This window comes from Bradyrhizobium sp. SZCCHNR1015 (assembly GCF_032489875.1).
GTDB lineage: Bacteria > Pseudomonadota > Alphaproteobacteria > Rhizobiales > Xanthobacteraceae > Bradyrhizobium.
In genome coordinates this window covers 1-19,077 of sequence record NZ_JAUEYW010000030.1, presented here as the reverse complement: position 1 = coordinate 19,077, position 19,077 = coordinate 1, and the positions used below count along the sequence as shown (strand labels likewise).

Here is a 19,077-nt window from a genome sequence, read left to right as displayed (position 1 = left end):
TTTTCGCAGACAGGCGCCACGGGACATCTCGCGCCTCATAGCCGGTCGTTGCTATGGATTCAGGGCTCGCACTGCGCGCGCCCCGGAATGACGGCGGAGGGAGATGCGCACCACTCCGAATGTGGCGCCTACTCGATTCCCTGTTCCCTGGCCTTCCACATCGCGGCGATGCGGAAGCGTTCGTTGATTGCGGCGGGGTTGGCGAGAATCTCGGCCTGGGCGGCGGCAAACGCGCTCTCGACGATCGCGGCCTCGTCCTTCGTCAGCGTGATCCGGCCGGCCATGTGGGTGGCGTCGGGCGCGGCCTCCCAGATCTTGCGCCGGTTCGGATGCAGCTTCACCTCGACCAGCTCGAACGCCTCGAGCTCGCCTTCGAGGCAGATTGCCAGCCCGATCACCTCGACCTTGCGGCCGTCCTGCGTAGTCTTGACCAGGGTCTTTGCCATGCTCGTGCTCCCGCCATCCAAGTCCGCTTTGTCACGCCGCCGCCGGCGTGTCGTCGAGCTGGCTCCATTCCGCCCAGGCGCCGTCGTGGACGGCCGCGTTCGGAACACCGAGGCGATAGAGCGCCAGCGCCAGCATGCAAGACGTGATGCCCGAGGCGCAGGTGGTGACGATCGGCTTCGCCAGATCGACGCCAGCGGCGGCGAAGCGGGCGCCGAGCGCATCGGAGGCCAGCAGTTCGCCGGTGTCGGGGTCGACCAGATCCGCCCAGGGCAGATTGACGGCGCCGGGAATGTGGCCCTGGCGCTTGAACGTGAACACGTCCGCCTGGGTGCCGTCGAACTTGCCCGGCCCACGGGCGTCGACCAACTGCGCGCCGCCACTGTGCAGCAAGCTCTGCACGGCGCCCGAGGTTGCCACAAGCTCCGGCCTGAAGCTCGCGCTGAAGCTCGCCGGCACGGGGCGCACAGGCGTCATCTCCGCCGGCTTCTTCTCCTTGGTCCATTTGCCGAAGCCGCCGTCGAGCAGGGCGACGTTGTCGTGGCCGAAGACGCGGAACATCCACCACACACGGCCCGCGGCCGAGCCGCCATAGTGACGGTCATAGACGATGACCCGGTCGGCATTGCTGACGCCGAGCAGCCCGACCTTGTGGGCGAAATCCTCCGATGATGGCAGCATGTGCGGCAGCGGGCTCGACTTGTCGGCGATCTGGTCGATGTCGAAATGCACCGAGCCCGGCAGGTGCCGGCCGCGATATTGCGTACGGCCGTCCAGGTTGGTGCTCGGATGGTGCCAGGTGCAGTCGAGGATCTTGATAGCAGGGTCGGACAGATGTTGTGCCAGCCATTCCGAGCTGACCAGGGCGTCAGAGGTGTCCGTGTTCATGGATGCGCTCGCGATGTCGTTGATCCAACAGAGATGCCGATCCGATGATTGCACGTGGCGCGTCAGAGCGTCTTCGGCATCGGATAGCCCGGGCGCGGATGCGTGTCGTAGTATTCCGGACGCTCCGGCCAGCCGCCTTCGGCGATGATCTTGAAGGTCGCGACCGTGACCGGCGCGCCGGGCGAGCATGATATTTCGGTGAACTTGATCTCGCGCTCGCCTGGGCCGGCGGAGAAATCGGCGACAGTGGTGCCGTCCGCCTTGCGCGCCCGCGCGAAGCCAGGCGTGCCGACGGTGGCCGCCGGTACCGATGCCGCAACGAAGTTCGGCTGCTCGAGGCCGTCCGCCGCGGGGCCGAAGGCGGGCGAGCCGAACGTGAAGGTTGCGAGCACGCCGCTGCGGTCGACGGCCTTGTCTGCAGTGATCGGGCGTGCCACCGAGTAGACCGTCAGCGTGCCGCCAGCCAGCGCCGCCTTGATGTCGTCGAGCGAGCTCTCGACGAATTCCAGTGCCACGTTCATGTCGATCTCCTTACAAAGCCGCGTTTGCAGGAGAAATTTTCAAGTTCTGTGCCAGTCTCCCGCAGCGGCGAAGAAGGCGAGGCGAACAGGCGGAGTTGCGCGAATCTTGCAACGTGGTCCTTCAGCGAGCCGACCGCCGCTCTCGCTGGGCCGAGAGCGGCAATGTCGGACATGCGCCAGACATCGATGAGGCCTGACATGACGACCGACGTCGCCTACGCCATCTGCAGCTTCAACGACATTCCGAGCCGCCGCGCCATGGGCTTTCAGCTCATGATCGTGGCCGAGGACGGCAGCCATCGTCCGTGGCCGATCTTCGTCATCCGCTGGGGCAAGCAGGTGTTCGGCTATCTGAACATGTGCCCGCACGACAAGGTCAATCTCGACTGGGAACGCAACCAGTTCCTGGACGGCAACGGCCTGCGCATCCTGTGCGGCAAGCACGGCTCGCTGTTCGAGATCGGCACCGGACTCTGCGTCGACGGCCCGTGCAAGGGCGAGAGCCTGACGCCGGTCGCGCTGAGTGTCCTCGACGGCGACATCTGCGTGACCGGCGTGACCCTGGTCGAGGATGACGAGGAGGCTGAAGAGACGGGTCTTCAGTGTGAAGAAGGCTGAGCTCTCACACGAAGTCCCGGCGCGAGCGCCGGGACTTCAGCTTGCGCGTGAAGGAACGAGAGTCAGACCGGCCGGTTCTCGTTACGGTTCTTCACCGGCTCCATCTTGGCCAGCGCATCTGCATAGGCGATGACTTCATAGCTCTCGCTGAACTTCTTGGCGGCATCGAGCACGTAGTCGAGCTTGCCGGCGGTATCGAGCTTCTTGATGTCGTTCTTGTCGATTCCGAGGAGATCCATCATCTCCTTCCAGACGGTGGATTCGTCGCAGGGCAGCACATAGAACGTGACGTCGCCCATCTTGATGCGGTACTTCGCCAGCAGATCGATGTTGTTGCAGAACATGAAGTAGCTGCCGTCCGGCGTCAGCAGGCCCTTGAGCACCTCGACCGCGGTCTCCAGATAAGCCAGCGAGTGGATGTAGCCGACGAGCACCGGAATCGTCGCCTCGCCGTCGTTGACGATCGTCAGCACCTGCTCGATCGAGAAGTCCGGCGGGCGCTTCTCGTCCGCAACCTGGGTCTGGAATTTCAGCGCGATGTCGCCGCGGAAGCCGAACCGCCCCGGCTTTGTGGTCGGCGCCTTGAGTACGGCGTTCAACAGCCGTCCTTCCTTGTCGAGCTGCGCGAGCGCGGTGGTCTCGATTGCAACCGTCTTCTCCAATGTCGTCATCAGCAATTCTCTCGCATGTCCTGGTCAGCCGTTCGCCGCACGGCGCGGTCGAAAAGGGCTGGAATGCAAATTGTCTGCCGATGTGTGCTGCGCCTTGATTCACTTGGTCTTTCGCGCGCGACCTCCGGGCATTGTCGGGTTTCCGCCGCGACATTCCTTCGGCACGTCCGTGGCCCGGCGTCGGTCATCCGTGTCGGAAACCCGACACGCGTCGGAAACGCCACAGCGACGGCATGAAAACATGAGGTCTTTCAGGCGATTGTTGCATGGCACGGGACTTGCCAATCCCATTCGCAACAGCCGAATGGGAAAGGGCGAGACGATGATGATCAACCTGACCGACAGCGCCATCAATGCGGTTCGCAACGCGATCACGACCTCCGACAAGCCGGTCGACGGCCTCAGGATCATGGTCGAAGCCGGCGGCTGCGCCGGGCTCAAGTACAACATGGGTCTCGTCAGCGGCAGCGAGCCGGAGGACACCGTGATCGAGCGCGAGGGCGTGCGCGTGCTCGTCGATCACAAGAGCCTCGAATATCTCGAGGGCACGACGATCGATTTCGTCATCGCGCTGGAGGGCTCCGGCTTCACCTTCGAGAATCCGAACGCGAAGTCGAGCTGCGGCTGCGGCAAGTCGTTCGCCTGATCTTTCGCTCGATCATTCAAAACGCGAGAAGTGAAACCATGCTGGTCGAATCCCAGGGCATCGTCGAAGCGCCGTCGCAGATGAGCGAGCGCGAGCGGATCATCCGGGCCGTGATCGAGGAGGTCCGTCCGAATCTCAAGCGCGACGGCGGCGATTGCGAACTCGTCGAGATCGACGGCAACAAGATCATGGTCAAGCTCGCCGGCGCCTGTATTTTCTGCAAGCTCGCCAGCGCGACGCTCGAAGGCATCCAGGCGCGCATGATCGAAAAGCTCGGCGAGTTCGTTCGCCTCGTTCCGGTGGCCGGCGCAGCCAAGGCGCGGCATTAAGGAGCGGTCTTGCGCCCGGTCTATCTCGACAACAACGCGACGACCCGCGCGGATCCCGAGGTCGTCGCCGCGATGTTGCCGTTCTTCACGGACCAGTTCGGCAATGCGTCGTCCTCGCATGCGTTCGGCAGCGAGGTCGCCGGGGCCGTGAGGCAGGCGCGCAAGAGCCTGCAGGCGCTGCTCGGCGCCGCTTTCGACCACGAGATCGTCTTCACCTCGGGCGGGACGGAATCCGACAATGCCGCGATCCTGTCGGCGCTCGACGCGCAGGAGGGCCGGAACGAGATCGTCGCGACGGCGGTGGAGCATCCCGCGATCCTGTCGCTCGTCGAATATCTGCGGGATCGGCGTGGCGCGACCGTGCATCTGGTCGGCGTCGATGCCGCCGGCCGCCTCGATCTGGAGGCTTACCGGCGCGCGCTTGGGCCGCGCACGGCGATCGCCTCGGTGATGTGGGCGAACAACGAGACCGGCACGCTGTTTCCGGTTTCCGAGCTGGCCAAGCTCGCGCATGAGGCCGGCGCGCTATTCCACACCGACGCCGTGCAGGCGGTCGGCAAGATCCCGATCGATCTGAAGAGCGCCGATATCGACCTGTTGTCGCTGTCCGGCCACAAGCTGCACGGTCCCAAGGGCATCGGTGCGCTGTATGTCAGAAAGGGCACGCCGTTCGTGCCGCTTCTGCGCGGCGGCCCGCAGGAGCGCCGGCGACGTGGCGGCACCGAGAACGTGCCCGCGATCGTCGGGCTCGGCAAGGCGGCCGAGCTCGCTGGCCGACATCTGGCCGATGAGCAGGGCCGGGTGCGCAGTCTGCGCGACCGGCTGGAGCAGGACATCATCCAGAGCGTCGGCCATTGCGCCGTGCTCGGCGATCCGGACCATCGCCTGCCGAACACCTCCAACATCGCCTTCCAGCATCTGGAAGGCGAGCCGATCGTGATGCGCCTGAACCAGGCCGGCATCGCGGCTTCGCTCGGCTCCGCCTGCGCGTCCGGCTCGATGGAGCCGTCGCATGTGCTGCGCGCGATGAACGTTCCGGCCGATCTGCTGCGCGGCGCCGTCCGCTTTTCCTTGTCGCGCGACACGTCGACCGAGGACATCGAGCGCGTGCTGCAGGTTCTGCCCGATATCGTCGCCAGGTTGCGCGAGACCTCGCCGGCCTGGCTGCAGCATCATCCTCCGCAATCGGCGGACCCCCTTCGATCCACGGAGCTCACGCAATGAAAGTCATGATCCGCCGCTCGCCGGAAACGGGCCTGTCGATCTACGTCCCCAAAAAGGACCTCGAGGAGCCCATCGTCGAGTCCGAGCACGAGTCCTTGTGGGGCGGCTGGATCCGCATCGCCAATGGCTGGGTGCTGGATTTGCCGCAGATGGCCGCCGACACGCGGCTGCCGATCACGATCAATGCGCGCAAGCGCGGTGGCGAAGGGGACGAGTGATGAACGCGCCGCTTCCTCATATCGACATCGTCAAGCAGGCCGATGCCGAGGCCCTGCTCAAGGACGTTGTCGCCGGACTGAAGGCCGGCAAGGTCGTCCCGTTCCTCGGTCCCGCCGTGTCGGAGCAGTCCGGCGCCGACGTGCCGATGAATCCTGAAGCGCTGGCCGCGTTCTTCGGCACCAAGGTGGCGCTGCCGCGCCGCGCCAAGGGCAATGCGTGGGCTTCAGCCCAGCACATCGAGAGCACGCGCCACCGCTCGACGGTGACGGCGCTGATGGCTGAAGCCTTTGCCGCGCCGGTCGCGCCGACACCGCTGCAGCAGCATCTGGCGTCGCTGCCGCTGCCGATGATCGTCGACAGCTGGTATGACGGCGCCATGCGGACGGCGCTGGCTGGACGTACTGACTGGGGCGAGGTGCAGGGCATCACCCGTGCCGGCATCGGCGAGGACCGCTGGTATCGCTTCTATGACGCCGCGGGCGCCGAGAGCGATCGCGAGAAGGCTGCAAGCTGGACCACGCTGCTCTACAAGCCGCATGGCGGGATCACGCCGGCCAAGAACTTCCTGATCACCGATGCCGACTATGTCGAGGTCTTGACCGACATCGACATCCAGACGCCGATACCCGACACGGTCAAGGATCGGCGCACCGACCGCAGCTTCCTGTTCATCGGCTGCCGCTTCAACGACCAGCTGCTGCGCACCTATGGTCGCCAGGTGATCAAGCGCTCCGGCGCCGAGCATTACGTCCTGGTCGAGCCCGACTCATTGTCGAAGAACGAGCTGAAGTTCTTCATTGCCGAGCGGTTGACGCCGATCGCGATTCCGCTGGTCCGCGCCACCGAGATCATCATCGGCGGCTGAATACAACCAATCGATCGGATCATCGGACAGCGCGGTCGCATGCCGCGCTGTCTTGCTGTTCGGCTTGAGGCCTTGGCCGAGTCTGTAACGTTTCTAACATCCGCGCGATCGCGAGCCTCTCGCATGTTGGCAAGGCGACAGGCGCAATCATCTCACTAACACGTTGATAGTCCGGCGAAATGACCGCTTCCGCGGCGTGGCACGCGAGTTGCTGAACCATCGTCAAGGCGGTTTGCGGCTCGCCAGCAACGTAAGGAGCGGACATGGACGCGTCAGTGCAGCACGAACAGGCGACGATACCGGACGGCGACAAGCTGAGCTCGGTGATGCAGACCATCGCGGAACACAAGGGTTGCGGCACCTCGGGCGGCAGCGGCAAGGCGAGCTGCGGCTCTGGCGCCGGCGAGAACGACCTGCCGCCGGAGATCTGGGAGAAGGTGAAGAACCACCCCTGCTACAGCGAGGAGGCGCATCATCACTACGCGCGCATGCACGTCGCGGTCGCGCCCGCCTGCAACATCCAGTGCAACTACTGCAACCGCAAATATGACTGCGCCAACGAGTCGCGTCCGGGCGTGGTCAGCGAGAAGCTGTCGCCGGAGCAGGCCGCCAAGAAGGTGCTCGCCGTCGCCTCGACCATTCCGCAGATGACGGTGCTGGGCATTGCCGGGCCCGGCGATCCGCTCGCCAATCCGGAGAAGACGTTCAAGACTTTCGAGCTGATCGCCCGGACCGCCCCGGACATCAAGCTCTGCCTGTCGACCAACGGCCTCGCGCTCCCGGACCATGTCGACACCATCGCCGGCTTCAACGTCGATCACGTTACGATCACGATCAACATGGTCGACCCTGAGATTGGCGCCAAGATCTATCCCTGGGTGTTCTGGAAGCACAAGCGCTACACCGGCGTCGAGGCGGCGAAGCTGCTGACCGATCGTCAGCTGCAGGGCCTGGAAATGCTGACCGAGCGCGGCATCCTCTGCAAGGTCAACTCGGTGATGATCCCGGGCGTCAACGACAAGCACCTCGTCGAGGTCAACAAGGCGGTGAAGTCGCGCGGCGCGTTCCTGCACAACATCATGCCGCTGATTTCCTCGCCGGAGCACGGCACCGTGTTCGGCCTGACCGGCCAGCGCGGCCCGACGGCGCAGGAGTTGAAGGCGCTGCAGGACGAGTGCGAAGGCGAGATGAACATGATGCGGCATTGCCGGCAGTGCCGCGCCGACGCCGTGGGCCTGCTCGGCGAGGATCGCTCGGCCGAGTTCACCACCGACAAGATCATGGCGATGGAGGTGAACTACGACATCGACAGCCGCAAGGCCTATCAGGAAGCGGTGGAGAGCGAGCGCGTCGCCAAGGTCGTGGCGAAGCAGGAGGAGCTCGCCTCGCTCGCCGGCCAGTCCAGCGACATCAAGCTCTTGATCGCGGTCGCGACCAAGGGCTCGGGCCTGATCAACGAGCATTTCGGCCACGCCAAGGAGTTCCAGGTCTACGAGCTCTCCACGGCAGGCGCGAAGTTCGTCGGTCACCGCCGCGTCGATCTGTACTGCCAGGGCGGCTATGGCGACGAGGACAGCCTGGAGACCGTCATCCGTGCCATCAACGACTGCCATGCGGTGTTCGTGGCCAAGATCGGCGGCTGCCCCAAGAGCGACCTGCAGGCCGCGGGCATCGAGCCGGTCGACCAGTTCGCGCATGAGTTCATCGAGAAGTCCGCGATCGCCTGGTTCAAGAGCTATCTCGACAGGGTGAACAGCGGCGAGATCCAGCACGTCGTGCGCGGCGACGCCGAAATTCGACAGGGCGCCCTGATCTCGGCGGCGTGACATCAGACCCGGCGACGCGATCCCGTCGCCGGGCCCTTTCGACAGGAGCCTTTGATGACCTTGAAGATCATTGCCTCGCAGTGCACGAGCTGCTCGGCCTGTGAACCCGAATGTCCGAACGTGGCGATCTCGGAGAAGAACGGCACCTTCGTGATCGATCCGAAGAAGTGCACCGAGTGCATCGGCCATTTCGACGAGCCGCAATGCGCGGCGGTCTGCCCGGTCGACAACACCTGCGTGATCGACAATTCGTTCCCGCGCTACCAGCCGCCGGCTTGAGGGAGACCGAGATGAACTTCACGCTCACGCCGGCCGCCCAGAAATTCATGCGCATGATGCTGCGGGCTGACGGCACTGCGGGCTCGGGCTTCCGGCTCGCCGTTTCTCCCGGCGGCTGCTCCGGGCTCGCCGCCGACATCAGCGTCCTCGCCGCACCCCGGCCCGGCGATGCCGTGGTCGAGCGGGACGGCGTCAAGCTGTTCCTGCCGGCAGAGAGCCGGCTGCTGCTGGACGGCGTCACCATCGACTTCGCGGATACCGCGACGCAGACCGGCCTCGTGTTTCACGATCCGAAACAGGTCTCGTGCTCGACCCATGCCTTGAAGGCGCTGGAGCACTAGGACAGCTCGCCATGCCCACCGATGCCCGGCCCAGCTCTCAGACTGCCATCGAGGACGCGCTGCTCGCCGACGCGCTGCTCGGCGGCGGCCTGCCGGAGGAAGCCGAGTATCATCTGTGGCAGGCGGGCCAGAGCTATCATCTCGACGAGGTTGCGGAGACGCATCTGAAGGAGGCGGACGCGCTGGCGCCTGGGCATGCGGCGGTCCTGATCGGCTTCTACCGCTTCTATTTCTACAAGGGACGGCTCGCTGACGCGCTGCGGATCGCCAAGCGGTGCCTCGCCAAGGCGGCCGTCGAAAACCGCTTGCCACCGCACTGGCGCGACGTTCGCGCCGGTCATGCCGAGTTCGGCAGCTATGACAACATGCTGCCGCGCTTCTTCATGTTCACCTTGAAGGGATACGCCTATTTGCAGATGCGCCTCGGCAATCTCGTCGAGGGACGGCTCGCGGTGCAGAAGCTGCTCGAGCTCGATCCCAGCGACAAGATCGGCGCACGCGTCCTGCTCGAGGTGGTCGACCGGGTGGAGCTCGACGATGAATGACGACATCGACGAGGCCATCGACTGGCAGGGCAACGAGATCAGTTGCGCGAGCTGCGAACACGCGCCGCTCAACGCATCCGGCGGATGTCGCCTTCGGCACGCCTGCGTGCACGATCGCTACGCCCGTCGCATCGACCGCTTCTTCAATTGGAATCCGGCGCTCGCCAACGGCTACGTCAAGCATCCGCACTTCGAGGTTCGTGCGATCGCGGCGAAGCATGCCAGCCCGTTCTTTCTGCCGCCGCTGCTCGATGATCCCGAGGAGACGGTGCGCTGGAACGCCGCGCGGCGGCTGCCGAAGCGGCTGGTGCTGCGGCTGCGCCATGATCCGCATCGCGAGGTCCGCATTCGGATCGCGACCGTGCTCGATCCGGAAGACCTGATGCCGATGATGATGGACGACGACTATTACGTCCGCCTCGTCGTGGCGCGCCGCATCGTGCCGTCTGTGCTCGGCCGCATGATGGGGGACCCGGAGGCCGAGGTCCGCCGCGTCGTCGCGCGGCGCATCCCGAGCGACTGGCTGCTCGGCATGATCAGCGACCCCGATCCACGGGTACGGCTCGAGATCGCCGAGCGCCTCGTGCCTGATCTCCTCACCGCGATGCGCAAGGACGCCGATTGGCGGGTGCGTCACGAGGTTGCGAGCCGGATCGCGCTCAGCGAGCTCGGCGAGTTGGCGCGCGACGAGGATCCGCTGGTGCAGGAGATGGCGCGCGGCCGGCTCGACAATCGTTCCGGAGCTGCGATGGAGAAACCGGCATGAGCAACATCGTTCGTGACAGCGAGGTCGTGGAGCTGTCCGCGCCGCCGTATTTCGCGTTTGGCGAGAAGGTCAAGGCCAAGCGTACGATCCGCAACGACGGCACCTATGCAGGCAAGGAGATCGGCGAGATCCTTGCGAAGAAGGGCGAGGTCGGCTACGTCGTCTCGATCGGAACCTTCCTGCAGCAGTTCTACATCTACGGCGTCGAGTTTCTCGAGAGCGGAAACCGCGTCGGCATGAAGCGCAAGGAGCTCGAATCCACCGTTCCCCGCGGGGAGGCCGAGGACGAGCTGCCGCTGCCGGGAGCAACCAGATCATGATCGAGCCGCGTCTGCCTAGATATCAATGGGGTCAGCGGGTGAAGGCGCTGATCGATCTCGTCAACGACGGCTCGTTCCCGAACGCGCCGGCCGAGGCGAAGCTGGTCGGCGTCGGTGACATGGGCGAGATCGTCCAGGTCGGCACTCACACCGAGGCGAACATGCCGATCTATCTCGTCGAGTTCGGCGAGCAGCTCGTCGTGGGCTGTCTCGAAGAGGAGATCGTCCCGGTCTAGGGAGATGTTCTGCCATGATCGCAGCCGCGCTCGAGCCCAGCGTCATCCTGCCTGCGCATCCCAACGAACTGGATCGCAAGCGGATCGAACGCGCGCTGAAGTCGCGCAAGCGCTATCGCTACGTCGAGCCGACGGTGTCGCCGGCGACTGAGGGCTATCACGTCCAGAGTCCGTGCTGCTCGCGCAACATCGACAAGGACGGCGGGGTGATCGACGTCGCGCTACTGCGTCATGACGCCGCGAACGCAATGTGGAAGCTGTTCTGGAGAGATCACGGTCGGGGGATTTGGGAGCTGCACAGCGTGCATCGGCGGTTGACCGCGGCGGTTGACGAACTGAACGCCGATCCCGAGCGGATATTCTGGCAGTAGCAAAGAGGACGGGTGGCATGGCGCTTGCCGAGCAGGAACTGAATGAGATCGAGCAGGTCCTCACCGGACCAGATGCCGGCAGCGCGGCGTTCGGCGAACTGCGCCGTCGGTTTCCCAAGCTGGCGCTGACGCGGTGTGATGCCTCCGACGTGACCGAGGCGCCGTTCCGCAGCTATCCGGCGTTCGATCTGCATCTGCTCGACGCCAGCGAACATTGCGCTGGGGTCACCGACGATCCGGCGAAGGCCACCGGCCTGATCCTCGCCAGGCGGAGCTGATCATGATCAATCCCGTTCTGGTGCACGATGCGGATCGACAGGAGCAGGACGAGACCGAACTTACGCCGGTTGGCTCCGACTTCATCCCGCTGTCCGATCCCGACATCACGACGGCGGAGATCGCGGCGGTCGAGGCGACGCTTCGCTCGCCGCGGCTGTCCTGCGGTCCGCTGGTGGAGGAGTTCGAGGCAACGTTCGCCGCCTATCTCGGGCGCAAATATGCCATCGCCGTCCCGAGCGGAACGCTCGGTCTGCTGCTGATTCTGAAGGCGATGGGGATCGGGCCCGGCGACGAGGTGATCGCGTCGTCGTATTCGTTCCGCGAGATCGCGCATGCGATCAGCATCGCCGGCGCCAAGCCGGTGTTTGCCGATATCGACTACTATTCGGGCACGCTGGCCCCGAGCAAGATCGAGGCGCGCATCACGGAGCGCACCAAGGCGATCCTGGCCGGCAACACCAACGGCCACCCGGCCAAATGGTCTGAGCTGCAGGCGATCGCGAAAGCCCACGAACTGCCTGTCATCGAGGATTCGACCGAGGCTATCGGCTCGAGATACAAGGGGGCGCTGGTCGGCACATTCGGTACAGCCGCGGTGTTCGACTTCTCGCAGCCCTTCGCGCTGACCTGCGGCGAGGGCGGCATGGTCGTCACCGACGACGTCGACATCGCGGTGGCCGTGCGTCGGCACCGGTCGCACCGGCTCGACGAGCGCGCATCGGTCGTGGTCAGCAGCAGCGCGTCGCACCAGGCCGTGATGAGCGACGTGACCGCCGCGCTCGGGCTGGCGCAACTGAGGCGGATCGACGAGATCCTCGAGCGGCGCAAGCTGATCGAGCAGATCTATTACAGCGAGGTGCAGTCGTTCGAGGGCATCAAGGATCCCTATGTCGGTCCAGATGTCACCGAGGTGAACTGGTTCCTCTACCAGGTCCATCTCGGCACCCGGTTCTCGAAGTCGAGCCGGGACTCGATCGTCGAGGATCTCAGGGTCGAGCAGGTCGAGGCGGTGGCCTATTCGAATCCTCTGCATCTGCAGCGACACTATTTCGACATGGGCTATCGCCGTGGCGATTATCTCGTGACGGAGAAGGTGGCCGATCGTGTGGTGGCCCTGCCGTTCCACGTCCATCTCACCACGGACCAGATCGCCTTCATCGTTGCGACGATGAAGGACGCCTCGGTCAATGTCGGGGCGGGCGCCGCGATCTACTGACACCAGTTGAACTCAACCCAGCAAAGGAGACATTCAATGGCAACTCTAACGGTCATGCCCTCCGGCAAGACGATCGAGGTGGGCGAGGGCACCACCATTCTGGCAGCGCTGCTCGGCGCTGAGGTCGAGATCCAGCACAAATGCGAGGGCCAGGCAAAGTGCGGCTCCTGCCACATCTTCCTGCAGGAGGGACGCAAGGGCGTGTCGAAGGTGACGAAGCTCGAGAACGAGAAGCTCGACACCATCGTCGGCGTCGGCTCGAAGTCGCGCCTCGCCTGCCAGGCGACCATCCTTGGCACCGAGAACGTCAAGATCGAGCTGCTCGGCTTCGGTTCAGGCCTGTAAGGGGAGGATACCATGGACAATTTGACGCTGCATGTCCGCTTCGCCAATGACGGCACTGTCGCCGAGATCAGCGAGCGCCCCGGGGACCTGACGCCGCAGCAATGGTTCGACAAGTTGAGTGCTGCGATCGGCATGAAGGCCTATCAGACCTTTGCCGGCGGCCGCGGCGTGTTCAAGGTCGACCGTGACCAGATTGAGGCCCTGAAGACCGCAGCCGTCTCGTGACGGCGGCGGTGTGACCTTCGATGCGAGCGGCAGCATGAGCGCGGATGCGGGACAGGCGTGTCGATTCTTCGTCTCCTACACCGGTGTCAAGCTGCCGCTGCGGCTGGTGACTGCGATCGCGCCTGAGCAGCTCTCGAACCGGAACACGTTCATCCGCGGCTATTTCGATGCCGAAGGCGTACTGACCGGGTTCGAAAAGATCGTCTATGGCGAGATCGAGCTCACGCACTGCTACAGCTACCATGCCAATGGGGCGCTGAGCCGGGCCGAGATCGTGATGCTCGACGAGGATCCGGTGACGCTGCATTTCGACGAGACCGGCGCGCCTGTGGCGGCGCACGACGCTGCGTGAGCGGGAGGGACCGTGACTGTCGCCAAGCTGATCGAGGCTCTTGCCAGCATGCCGAAGGACGCTATCGTGCTGATGGACAGTGGCGGCGGTTTGTCGCGTGTCGATGCGCTGGAGCTCGTGGACCAGCAGGGCCCGGGGGCGCCGGCTGAGGTCATCCTGCAGCCGAGCTTGGACGAGTAGAGACAGGAACGACCGATGGCGGATGCTGGGACTTCAGAGACCGGGACTTCAGAAGCGGGACCGGTCGTCACGCCCTATGAACGAATTGGCGGCGCCGTCGTGGTCGATCGTCTGGTCGAGTCGTTCTACCACCGGATGGATACTCTGCCCGAGGCGAGGGCCATCCGCGACATGCACGGCACCAATCTTGGGCCGATCAAGCACATCCTGAAGCGATACCTCTCGGAATGGCTCGGCGGCCCGAAGCTGTATTCACCTGAGAAGGGGCATCCGCGGCTGCGTCAGCGCCATATGGGCTTTCCCATCGGCAATGCCGAGCGCGACGCCTGGCTGCTCTGCATGCGCGGCGCGCTCGAGGAGACCGTCAGCGACATCGAGGCCCGCCAGGATGTCGACGCCGCGATGACCAAGCTTGCCGACTGGATGCGCAACCAGGCCGGCAATCCGCACGACGCGCGGGCCGCGCGACCGTGAGCTGAGAGGTAAGCCGCGGTGCTCAAGAATGGGCCCTCTCTCCTTGTGGGAGAGGGCATCGCCGGCCTCTCCACATATTTGGTCGGGTGAGGGGGGCTCTCTGCGAGGTGGCGCCCGGCGAGAGAGACCCCTCACCCAACCGAGTCTGCTGCGCTGTCCTGCATGCCCTCTCCCACAAGGGGAGAGGGCGCTGTATCGCGCAGCGAGCTTGTAGGTGATCCGAAGGTTCTTGTAGTCCATCGGACCACAACTAGTACCCAACTAATACAACGGCACGCCGAAGAAATTCTCGTCGTCGCCGCCCCAGGCGCGGTGCAGCGCCAGCGCGTTCTGCCATTGGATCAGCTCGGTACCGCTGGCGTTGCGGTGGGTGATCTTGCCGTCCGGATGCTCGGCGAGCAGAAAAGGCTTGCCGTTGCGGATGAAGCGGTTGAGATCCTTGGTGTCGTTGGGGCGCACCACGCAACGTGGCCGCTCGTCGATCAGGATGGTGGTCGGCAGCATCGCGACGCTCTCACTCCATCGGATTCTCAATCGGTCGGCGGTCCCATGTCGTCGTCGGCCTTCTTCTTCTTTTTCTTGTCGGTCTTGGCGAGCGCGTAGGCGCCGGCATTCTTCAGCGTGATCGGCGGCTGGCCGACGACGTATTGCGAGATCCACGCCAGTGTCCGCTCATGTGCCAGCGCGGCTGCAGATTCATCATAGGTCTCGCCGTTGCCGTCGAACGCATGCGCGGCATTCGGATAGGAGAATGCGCTGACCTCGGGATGATAGGCGCGGAACATGGTCACCTCCGCGAACGGCACGACGATGTCGGCCTCGCCGAAATGGAGCAGGGTCGGAATCTTGCGCTTGGCGCCGGCCGCATTGACGACACCTGTCGCGTAGTAGCTCACCGCGCAGGCCACGCCGGAGACGCGGTTGGCCGCGTCATAGGCCAGACCGCCGCCGGCGCCGAAGCCGACTACCGCCACCTTGCCGCAGTCCTTGACGCTGTCGACGGTCGACTGGACTTCGGCGAGCAGCGGCGTTGTCGGATCCGGCACGGACTTGGCCGGCTCGCCCTCCACCGTCGATTCGATCGCCGCAGGAGGTGACAGCTCCGGCGCAATCACGACATATCCGCTGGCCGCAAAGGCATCGGCGATCTTGCGTAGCCTGCCGGCAGCGTCAGCGCCGTCCGGCAGGACGACGATCGCCCCCTTCGGCGCGTCGGTGGGATCGGCACGAAACGCCTGAAAGGTATGGCCGTCGCTGGCGGTCAGCTTGATCGTGCTCTCCGTAGGCATGTGATGCTCCTGCTTCCGTTGCGCGGTTGGCGCGCGTTACAACAAACCCAGCTCCAGCGCGGTCTCTTCGGACATGCGCGACTTGTCCCAGGGCGGCTCGAACACGAGCGTGACTTTCACCGATGCGACGCCGTCGACGGCCTGCACGGCGTCCTCCACCATGCGAACGATCTCGCTCGCGACCGGGCAGCCGGGCGCCGTCAGGGTCATGTCGATCTCGACGGCGCCGCCGCCCTCGTGCGCGATCCGATAGACCAGCCCGAGATCGTAGACGTTCACCGGAATCTCCGGGTCATAGACCGTTCGCAACGCCGCAATCACGCTCTCGGCTGCACTCTGGGAGCCGGTCGCTACGGCGGTCTGCGCCGGGGAAGGAGGGGGCGGGGCGTGCATGGTCATCATGCGTTGGTTCCTCTCATGATCCTGGTTCGCACCGGGGGATGGTCGTTGCAATTCGAGTCATGTTTCGCTTCGCTCGTGCATGGCGTCGCCTCATTCCGGACCGAGCCCCTCGGCCAGCGCGGCGACGACCGGCCATCCGACGGCGCCGGTGGGATCGAGTCGCCGCAGCGCGGCGAGCATTTCGGCTGCGCCCTCGGAATCAGTCTTGCGCAGATGGATGAAGGCGAGGGCCTTCAGCGTGTAGAGCGCGAAGCGGCCGGCGCCGTCCGGCAGCGGATCATGCGGCGTCCAATGCCGCCAATCACGTGGCCAGCCGGCCTGGCGCGCCGCTTCGGCAAGGCCCAGCTCGGCGACCGCCTCTGCCTCGTCGAGATGGCCCTGATAGGTGTGAATCTTATATAGGCAGAAGTAGGTCGGAAGCTGCTGCGGAGCGGCCGCCAGCGCCTGGCGAAACAGCCGATCCGCCTGCGCGTGGTCGCGGCGGTACGCCGCCACGCCCTGTTGCAACAGGGCATCGATCTCTTGCGACAGATCGCCGAAGTTGATCGTGTCGGGTTCGCTGACGAGTTCGAGCATCTGCATTGACCTCGATCAAATCACTGCAAGACACGGACCGTTTTCGCGCGGGCGCAGCAGTGTCGAAGCCGGCACGAGGCGGGTGGAAGAACGGGCCGATGTTGGATTTTGAACGCCGCTTCCTCGCCGCCCCGCGGCCGATGTCGCAAACACGACGCGACGCTTGCGCGATTTGGCGTGGACACGTCGTCAGATGCCGGCGAGCCGGCGATTGCGGCGCGCAAATGACTGGTTCGGAGCTTGCATGATGCCGTCATCAATCCAGCGGGAGCAGCAGCGATGGCGATGGCAGCAACGGATATCGAGCGTCTGATCAAGGAGGCGTTCCCGGATGCCGTTGTCGTGATCGAGGATCTGGCAGGCGATGGCGACCATTATTCGGCGCGCGTCACCTCACAGGCCTTCGCTGGGAAGAGCCGGGTGCAGCAGCATCAGATGGTCTATTCGGCTCTCAAGGGCCAGATGGGCGGCGTGCTGCACGCGCTGGCGCTCGAAACGTCATTGCCGAAGTGATCGTTGCCGCCCGGCTGATCGGTCGCATTCAGGGAAAGGATCCAGTCCATGTCGACATCCGAACGCATTCAGAAGCTGATCGACGGCAGTGATGTCATGCTGTTCATGAAGGGCGTGCCGGCCGCGCCGCAATGCGGCTTCTCCGCCGCGGTGGCGCAGATCCTGGCCAAGCTCGACGTGGCGTACGAGAGCGTCAACGTGCTCGCCGATCCCTTCATTCGCGAAGGCATCAAGGAGTTCTCCAACTGGCCGACCATTCCGCAGCTCTACGTGAAGGGCGAGTTCGTGGGTGGCTGCGACATCGTGCGCGAGATGTTCCAGGCCGGCGAGCTCGCGACACTGCTCGCCGACAAGGGCATCAAGGCGCCTGCGTCATGAGCGATGCCGATGTCGCCGAGGCGGATGACGCGTTCGAGATTCCGCAGCTCTACAAACACCAGGCATTCGTCTGCCTGACGCAGCGCCCGCCCGGACATCCGCGCGGCAGCTGCGGCGCGCTCGGCGTGCAGCCGCTGTGGGACCGGCTGACCAAGACCATCGAGGCGCAGCGGTTGACGGACATCGGCGTCACCGCTGCCGGCTGCTTCGGCTTCTGCAGCGCCGGACCGATGATGGTGGTCTATCCGGACGGCGTCTGGTATCGGCCGACCACCGCTGAGGATATCGACGAGATCGTCGAATCCCACTTCAAGCAGGGCAAGCGTGTCGATCGCCTGGTCATGGTGTTGAAACGCTGACGTGCTGACCGGAGCCGCTCAGCGCGGCTCCGAACAAGGTGTCGACGCCTCCGGACGCGTGCAGCCCTGGACGTCGTCCAGATCGTCGTACTGCCGAAGCAGCGAGATCACGGGTTCACGATCGAAGCCGGCGCAGCACTGGCCGCCGGCTTCGATCAATGGCCGGCGGATCAGCAGCGGATCCTCGAGCATCAGGTCGATGGCCGCGACGGCTTCGATCGTCTCTGGCTCGATCTCTCCTGATTTCACGCGCGGCGAGGCTGGATTGAACCAGGCCCAGACGGGAGTCCCGGCGAAATACGCGCGCAGCCGCTCGCCGGTCCAGGGCTCGGTCAAGAGATTCCTGGCGACGACATCGTGGCCGGCGCGCGTCAGCATCAGCTTCTGCCGGGCGTTGGTGCCGCAGCCCGGCTTCTCGTAGAAGACGACGGTCGTCACGTCAGGCGCCGCCGAGCTGGACGAGCTGCGCGCCGCCGGCGCGGCCGAGAATGGTGTCGACCTTCTTGCGCACCGACTCGATCGTGAGCGGCTTGACCACGGCGCCATGCGCGCCGGCCTTGAGACCCTCGATCGCGATCGCCTCGTCCGCCTTGGCGGTCACGATCAGAATCCGCACGCCCTTGAACTTCGCCAGGATCTCGCGGACGAGCTCGGGTCCGCGTTGCTTCAGGAAGGACACCCCGAGCAGCACCACGTTCGGCGCCAGCCAGTCGACGCCCTTCTCATACGCCTCCTCGGGAGTCGCCAATTCATGTGTCTCGATCTCGTCGTGCAACATGAACTGCAGGGCCGCGCGCGTGATCTCGTCGTCGTCGATCACGAACACGCGCCGCTGGTCCACGGCCTTGGCCGTCTCCACTCCGATCTGCATTGCATCCTCCTCAACGTTGTCAGCGTCTGTGCCGCAGGGCTGCGGAGAGGACCTAGCAAATCTCGTTCCGGGCGCCGCGCGGCTGAAAAGTCGCCGCCGTTGTGTCGTTTCGGACAGCACCGCGCGTCGTCGCATCTTGCGAAGCATTCCGATGTCGGGTTTGCAACAACCCGCCATCGCTCACGGAATGCTCCGCATCTCCTTTAAATCATGACTGTTTTTGACGCCGTGCGCGTGCTGGCACAGCCGTTGCAAAACTGGGCCCAGGCAATGGTTGAGGGCTGAGTGCACGCCGACGCTTCGGACGAGCGATGCTCTCCTTCCCAACAACCCGTCTGCCGGTTCGGACACAGAGAGGACGCGGTCACGCCTCGCGAACAGCGCGGGCGCGACATAGGCAATCGGTTGATGGAGAGCAGAATGTCATCACTGCGACAAATCGCATTCTACGGCAAAGGCGGCATCGGCAAATCGACGACGTCGCAGAACACGCTCGCGGCGCTCGCCGA

General features: G+C 64.7%; 35 protein-coding genes. 25 read left to right on the top strand and 10 right to left on the bottom strand.

What is annotated here, in order from left to right; all coding sequences use genetic code 11:
* Positions 1–128: 128 nt before the first annotated feature.
* The 3 genes from QX128_RS32935 to QX128_RS32925 form a co-directional block, all read right to left on the bottom strand.
* Positions 129–446 (bottom strand): hypothetical protein, encoded by a 318-nt coding sequence (locus tag QX128_RS32935; protein WP_315713146.1) that lies wholly within the window; start codon positions 444–446, stop codon positions 129–131.
* Positions 447–477: 31 nt separating this feature from the next.
* Positions 478–1,332 carry a sulfurtransferase gene (locus QX128_RS32930; protein WP_316239632.1) on the bottom strand — a complete coding sequence of 285 codons (855 nt, stop codon included), beginning with the start codon at positions 1,330–1,332 and terminating at the stop codon, positions 478–480.
* A gap of 62 nt (positions 1,333–1,394) precedes the next feature.
* On the bottom strand, positions 1,395–1,853 hold the full coding sequence (locus tag QX128_RS32925) for a hypothetical protein (protein WP_315803688.1): 459 nt from the start codon (positions 1,851–1,853) through the stop codon (positions 1,395–1,397).
* 198 nt (positions 1,854–2,051) lie between these two features.
* Between QX128_RS32925 and QX128_RS32920 the strand changes: the two genes are divergently transcribed.
* Positions 2,052–2,471 (top strand): Rieske (2Fe-2S) protein, encoded by a 420-nt coding sequence (locus QX128_RS32920; RefSeq protein WP_315803687.1) that lies wholly within the window; start codon positions 2,052–2,054, stop codon positions 2,469–2,471.
* A gap of 62 nt (positions 2,472–2,533) precedes the next feature.
* On the opposite strand, the gene QX128_RS32915 is transcribed toward QX128_RS32920, so the two are convergent.
* Positions 2,534–3,142, bottom strand: a complete 609-nt coding sequence (locus tag QX128_RS32915) for a hypothetical protein (RefSeq protein ID WP_315803686.1) — start codon at positions 3,140–3,142, stop codon at positions 2,534–2,536.
* Positions 3,143–3,467: 325 nt separating this feature from the next.
* Here QX128_RS32915 and QX128_RS32910 point away from each other — a divergent pair, with 325 nt between their 5' ends.
* The 20 genes from QX128_RS32910 to QX128_RS32815 all read left to right on the top strand — a co-directional run bounded on the left by QX128_RS32910 (position 3,468) and on the right by QX128_RS32815 (position 14,180).
* Entirely contained in the window at positions 3,468–3,788 is a 321-nt protein-coding gene (locus tag QX128_RS32910; protein ID WP_257170758.1) for a HesB/IscA family protein, read from the top strand.
* Positions 3,789–3,826: 38 nt separating this feature from the next.
* On the top strand, positions 3,827–4,117 hold the full coding sequence (locus QX128_RS32905; protein ID WP_315713137.1) for a NifU family protein: 291 nt from the start codon (positions 3,827–3,829) through the stop codon (positions 4,115–4,117).
* A gap of 9 nt (positions 4,118–4,126) precedes the next feature.
* A complete protein-coding gene (gene nifS / locus QX128_RS32900) occupies positions 4,127–5,341 on the top strand; it encodes a cysteine desulfurase NifS (RefSeq protein ID WP_316239631.1) in 1,215 nt (404 codons plus the stop codon).
* Positions 5,338–5,559, top strand: coding sequence for a putative nitrogen fixation protein NifT (gene nifT / locus QX128_RS32895; RefSeq protein WP_316218892.1), 222 nt, complete (start codon positions 5,338–5,340; stop codon positions 5,557–5,559). Before nifS ends, nifT begins: the two co-directional genes overlap by 4 nt.
* On the top strand, positions 5,559–6,425 hold the full coding sequence (locus tag QX128_RS32890; RefSeq protein WP_315803684.1) for an SIR2 family protein: 867 nt from the start codon (positions 5,559–5,561) through the stop codon (positions 6,423–6,425). The genes nifT and QX128_RS32890 overlap by 1 nt, the downstream gene beginning before the upstream one ends.
* A gap of 263 nt (positions 6,426–6,688) precedes the next feature.
* On the top strand, positions 6,689–8,251 hold the full coding sequence (gene nifB / locus QX128_RS32885; protein WP_316239630.1) for a nitrogenase cofactor biosynthesis protein NifB: 1,563 nt from the start codon (positions 6,689–6,691) through the stop codon (positions 8,249–8,251).
* 54 nt (positions 8,252–8,305) lie between these two features.
* Positions 8,306–8,530: a YfhL family 4Fe-4S dicluster ferredoxin gene (locus tag QX128_RS32880; protein ID WP_006609676.1), complete on the top strand. Its 225-nt coding sequence runs from the start codon at positions 8,306–8,308 to the stop codon at positions 8,528–8,530.
* An 11-nt stretch (positions 8,531–8,541) separates the two neighbouring features.
* On the top strand, positions 8,542–8,871 hold the full coding sequence (locus QX128_RS32875) for an iron-sulfur cluster assembly accessory protein (protein WP_316239629.1): 330 nt from the start codon (positions 8,542–8,544) through the stop codon (positions 8,869–8,871).
* An 11-nt stretch (positions 8,872–8,882) separates the two neighbouring features.
* On the top strand, positions 8,883–9,416 hold the full coding sequence (locus QX128_RS32870) for a hypothetical protein (protein WP_315803681.1): 534 nt from the start codon (positions 8,883–8,885) through the stop codon (positions 9,414–9,416).
* Complete coding sequence (locus QX128_RS32865) at positions 9,409–10,182, top strand: 4Fe4S-binding leucine-rich repeat protein (protein ID WP_316239628.1); 774 nt, start codon at positions 9,409–9,411, stop codon at positions 10,180–10,182. Before QX128_RS32870 ends, QX128_RS32865 begins: the two co-directional genes overlap by 8 nt.
* Positions 10,179–10,502 carry a nitrogen fixation protein NifZ gene (locus QX128_RS32860; RefSeq protein ID WP_315803679.1) on the top strand — a complete coding sequence of 108 codons (324 nt, stop codon included), beginning with the start codon at positions 10,179–10,181 and terminating at the stop codon, positions 10,500–10,502. Before QX128_RS32865 ends, QX128_RS32860 begins: the two co-directional genes overlap by 4 nt.
* Positions 10,499–10,738: a nitrogen fixation protein NifZ gene (locus tag QX128_RS32855; RefSeq protein ID WP_316179954.1), complete on the top strand. Its 240-nt coding sequence runs from the start codon at positions 10,499–10,501 to the stop codon at positions 10,736–10,738. The genes QX128_RS32860 and QX128_RS32855 overlap by 4 nt, the downstream gene beginning before the upstream one ends.
* A 14-nt stretch (positions 10,739–10,752) precedes the next feature.
* Complete coding sequence (locus QX128_RS32850; RefSeq protein ID WP_316239627.1) at positions 10,753–11,109, top strand: DUF3024 domain-containing protein; 357 nt, start codon at positions 10,753–10,755, stop codon at positions 11,107–11,109.
* Between the two features lie 17 nt (positions 11,110–11,126).
* Positions 11,127–11,387 (top strand): hypothetical protein, encoded by a 261-nt coding sequence (locus QX128_RS32845; RefSeq protein ID WP_315803676.1) that lies wholly within the window; start codon positions 11,127–11,129, stop codon positions 11,385–11,387.
* Positions 11,388–11,389: 2 nt separating this feature from the next.
* Positions 11,390–12,604, top strand: a complete 1,215-nt coding sequence (locus tag QX128_RS32840) for a DegT/DnrJ/EryC1/StrS family aminotransferase (protein WP_315803675.1) — start codon at positions 11,390–11,392, stop codon at positions 12,602–12,604.
* A gap of 36 nt (positions 12,605–12,640) precedes the next feature.
* On the top strand, positions 12,641–12,949 hold the full coding sequence (locus tag QX128_RS32835; protein WP_315713113.1) for a 2Fe-2S iron-sulfur cluster-binding protein: 309 nt from the start codon (positions 12,641–12,643) through the stop codon (positions 12,947–12,949).
* A gap of 12 nt (positions 12,950–12,961) precedes the next feature.
* On the top strand, positions 12,962–13,174 hold the full coding sequence (locus tag QX128_RS32830; RefSeq protein ID WP_315803674.1) for a hypothetical protein: 213 nt from the start codon (positions 12,962–12,964) through the stop codon (positions 13,172–13,174).
* Between the two features lie 34 nt (positions 13,175–13,208).
* Positions 13,209–13,526 (top strand): DUF6156 family protein, encoded by a 318-nt coding sequence (locus QX128_RS32825; protein WP_316239626.1) that lies wholly within the window; start codon positions 13,209–13,211, stop codon positions 13,524–13,526.
* Between the two features lie 12 nt (positions 13,527–13,538).
* A complete protein-coding gene (locus QX128_RS32820) occupies positions 13,539–13,706 on the top strand; it encodes a hypothetical protein (protein ID WP_315803672.1) in 168 nt (55 codons plus the stop codon).
* Positions 13,707–13,721: 15 nt separating this feature from the next.
* Positions 13,722–14,180, top strand: coding sequence for a group II truncated hemoglobin (locus QX128_RS32815; protein ID WP_315803671.1), 459 nt, complete (start codon positions 13,722–13,724; stop codon positions 14,178–14,180).
* A gap of 261 nt (positions 14,181–14,441) precedes the next feature.
* Here the strand turns inward: QX128_RS32815 and QX128_RS32810 are convergent, their stop codons facing one another.
* The 4 genes from QX128_RS32810 to QX128_RS32795 form a co-directional block, all read right to left on the bottom strand.
* Positions 14,442–14,684, bottom strand: a complete 243-nt coding sequence (locus QX128_RS32810) for a hypothetical protein (RefSeq protein WP_316239625.1) — start codon at positions 14,682–14,684, stop codon at positions 14,442–14,444.
* A gap of 26 nt (positions 14,685–14,710) precedes the next feature.
* Positions 14,711–15,469, bottom strand: a complete 759-nt coding sequence (locus tag QX128_RS32805) for a dienelactone hydrolase family protein (RefSeq protein WP_316239624.1) — start codon at positions 15,467–15,469, stop codon at positions 14,711–14,713.
* Between the two features lie 36 nt (positions 15,470–15,505).
* Positions 15,506–15,868, bottom strand: coding sequence for an iron-sulfur cluster assembly protein (locus QX128_RS32800; RefSeq protein ID WP_315803800.1), 363 nt, complete (start codon positions 15,866–15,868; stop codon positions 15,506–15,508).
* Positions 15,869–15,961: 93 nt separating this feature from the next.
* The gene (locus QX128_RS32795; protein ID WP_316239623.1) at positions 15,962–16,453 is read right to left on the bottom strand and encodes a hypothetical protein; all 492 of its coding nucleotides are present in this window, start codon (positions 16,451–16,453) and stop codon (positions 15,962–15,964) included.
* Between the two features lie 273 nt (positions 16,454–16,726).
* Between QX128_RS32795 and QX128_RS32790 the strand changes: the two genes are divergently transcribed.
* From QX128_RS32790 to QX128_RS32780, 3 genes are read left to right on the top strand one after another with little or no spacing between them, the layout of a single operon-like run.
* Entirely contained in the window at positions 16,727–16,960 is a 234-nt protein-coding gene (locus QX128_RS32790; protein WP_006609694.1) for a BolA/IbaG family iron-sulfur metabolism protein, read from the top strand.
* A 48-nt stretch (positions 16,961–17,008) separates the two neighbouring features.
* Positions 17,009–17,338 (top strand): Grx4 family monothiol glutaredoxin, encoded by a 330-nt coding sequence (gene grxD / locus QX128_RS32785; protein ID WP_316239622.1) that lies wholly within the window; start codon positions 17,009–17,011, stop codon positions 17,336–17,338.
* The gene (locus QX128_RS32780) at positions 17,335–17,697 is read left to right on the top strand and encodes a (2Fe-2S) ferredoxin domain-containing protein (RefSeq protein ID WP_316239621.1); all 363 of its coding nucleotides are present in this window, start codon (positions 17,335–17,337) and stop codon (positions 17,695–17,697) included. Before grxD ends, QX128_RS32780 begins: the two co-directional genes overlap by 4 nt.
* Before the next feature lie 18 nt (positions 17,698–17,715).
* On the opposite strand, the gene QX128_RS32775 is transcribed toward QX128_RS32780, so the two are convergent.
* Both QX128_RS32775 and QX128_RS32770 read right to left on the bottom strand, forming a co-directional pair.
* Positions 17,716–18,243: an ArsC/Spx/MgsR family protein gene (locus QX128_RS32775; RefSeq protein WP_410053203.1), complete on the bottom strand. Its 528-nt coding sequence runs from the start codon at positions 18,241–18,243 to the stop codon at positions 17,716–17,718.
* A complete protein-coding gene (locus QX128_RS32770; protein ID WP_315741025.1) occupies positions 18,137–18,568 on the bottom strand; it encodes a response regulator transcription factor in 432 nt (143 codons plus the stop codon). The genes QX128_RS32775 and QX128_RS32770 overlap by 107 nt, the downstream gene beginning before the upstream one ends.
* Positions 18,569–18,988: 420 nt before the next feature.
* Here QX128_RS32770 and QX128_RS32765 point away from each other — a divergent pair.
* Positions 18,989–19,077 (top strand): hypothetical protein (locus QX128_RS32765; protein WP_410051481.1); only part of this gene is annotated, 89 nt, incomplete at its 3' end.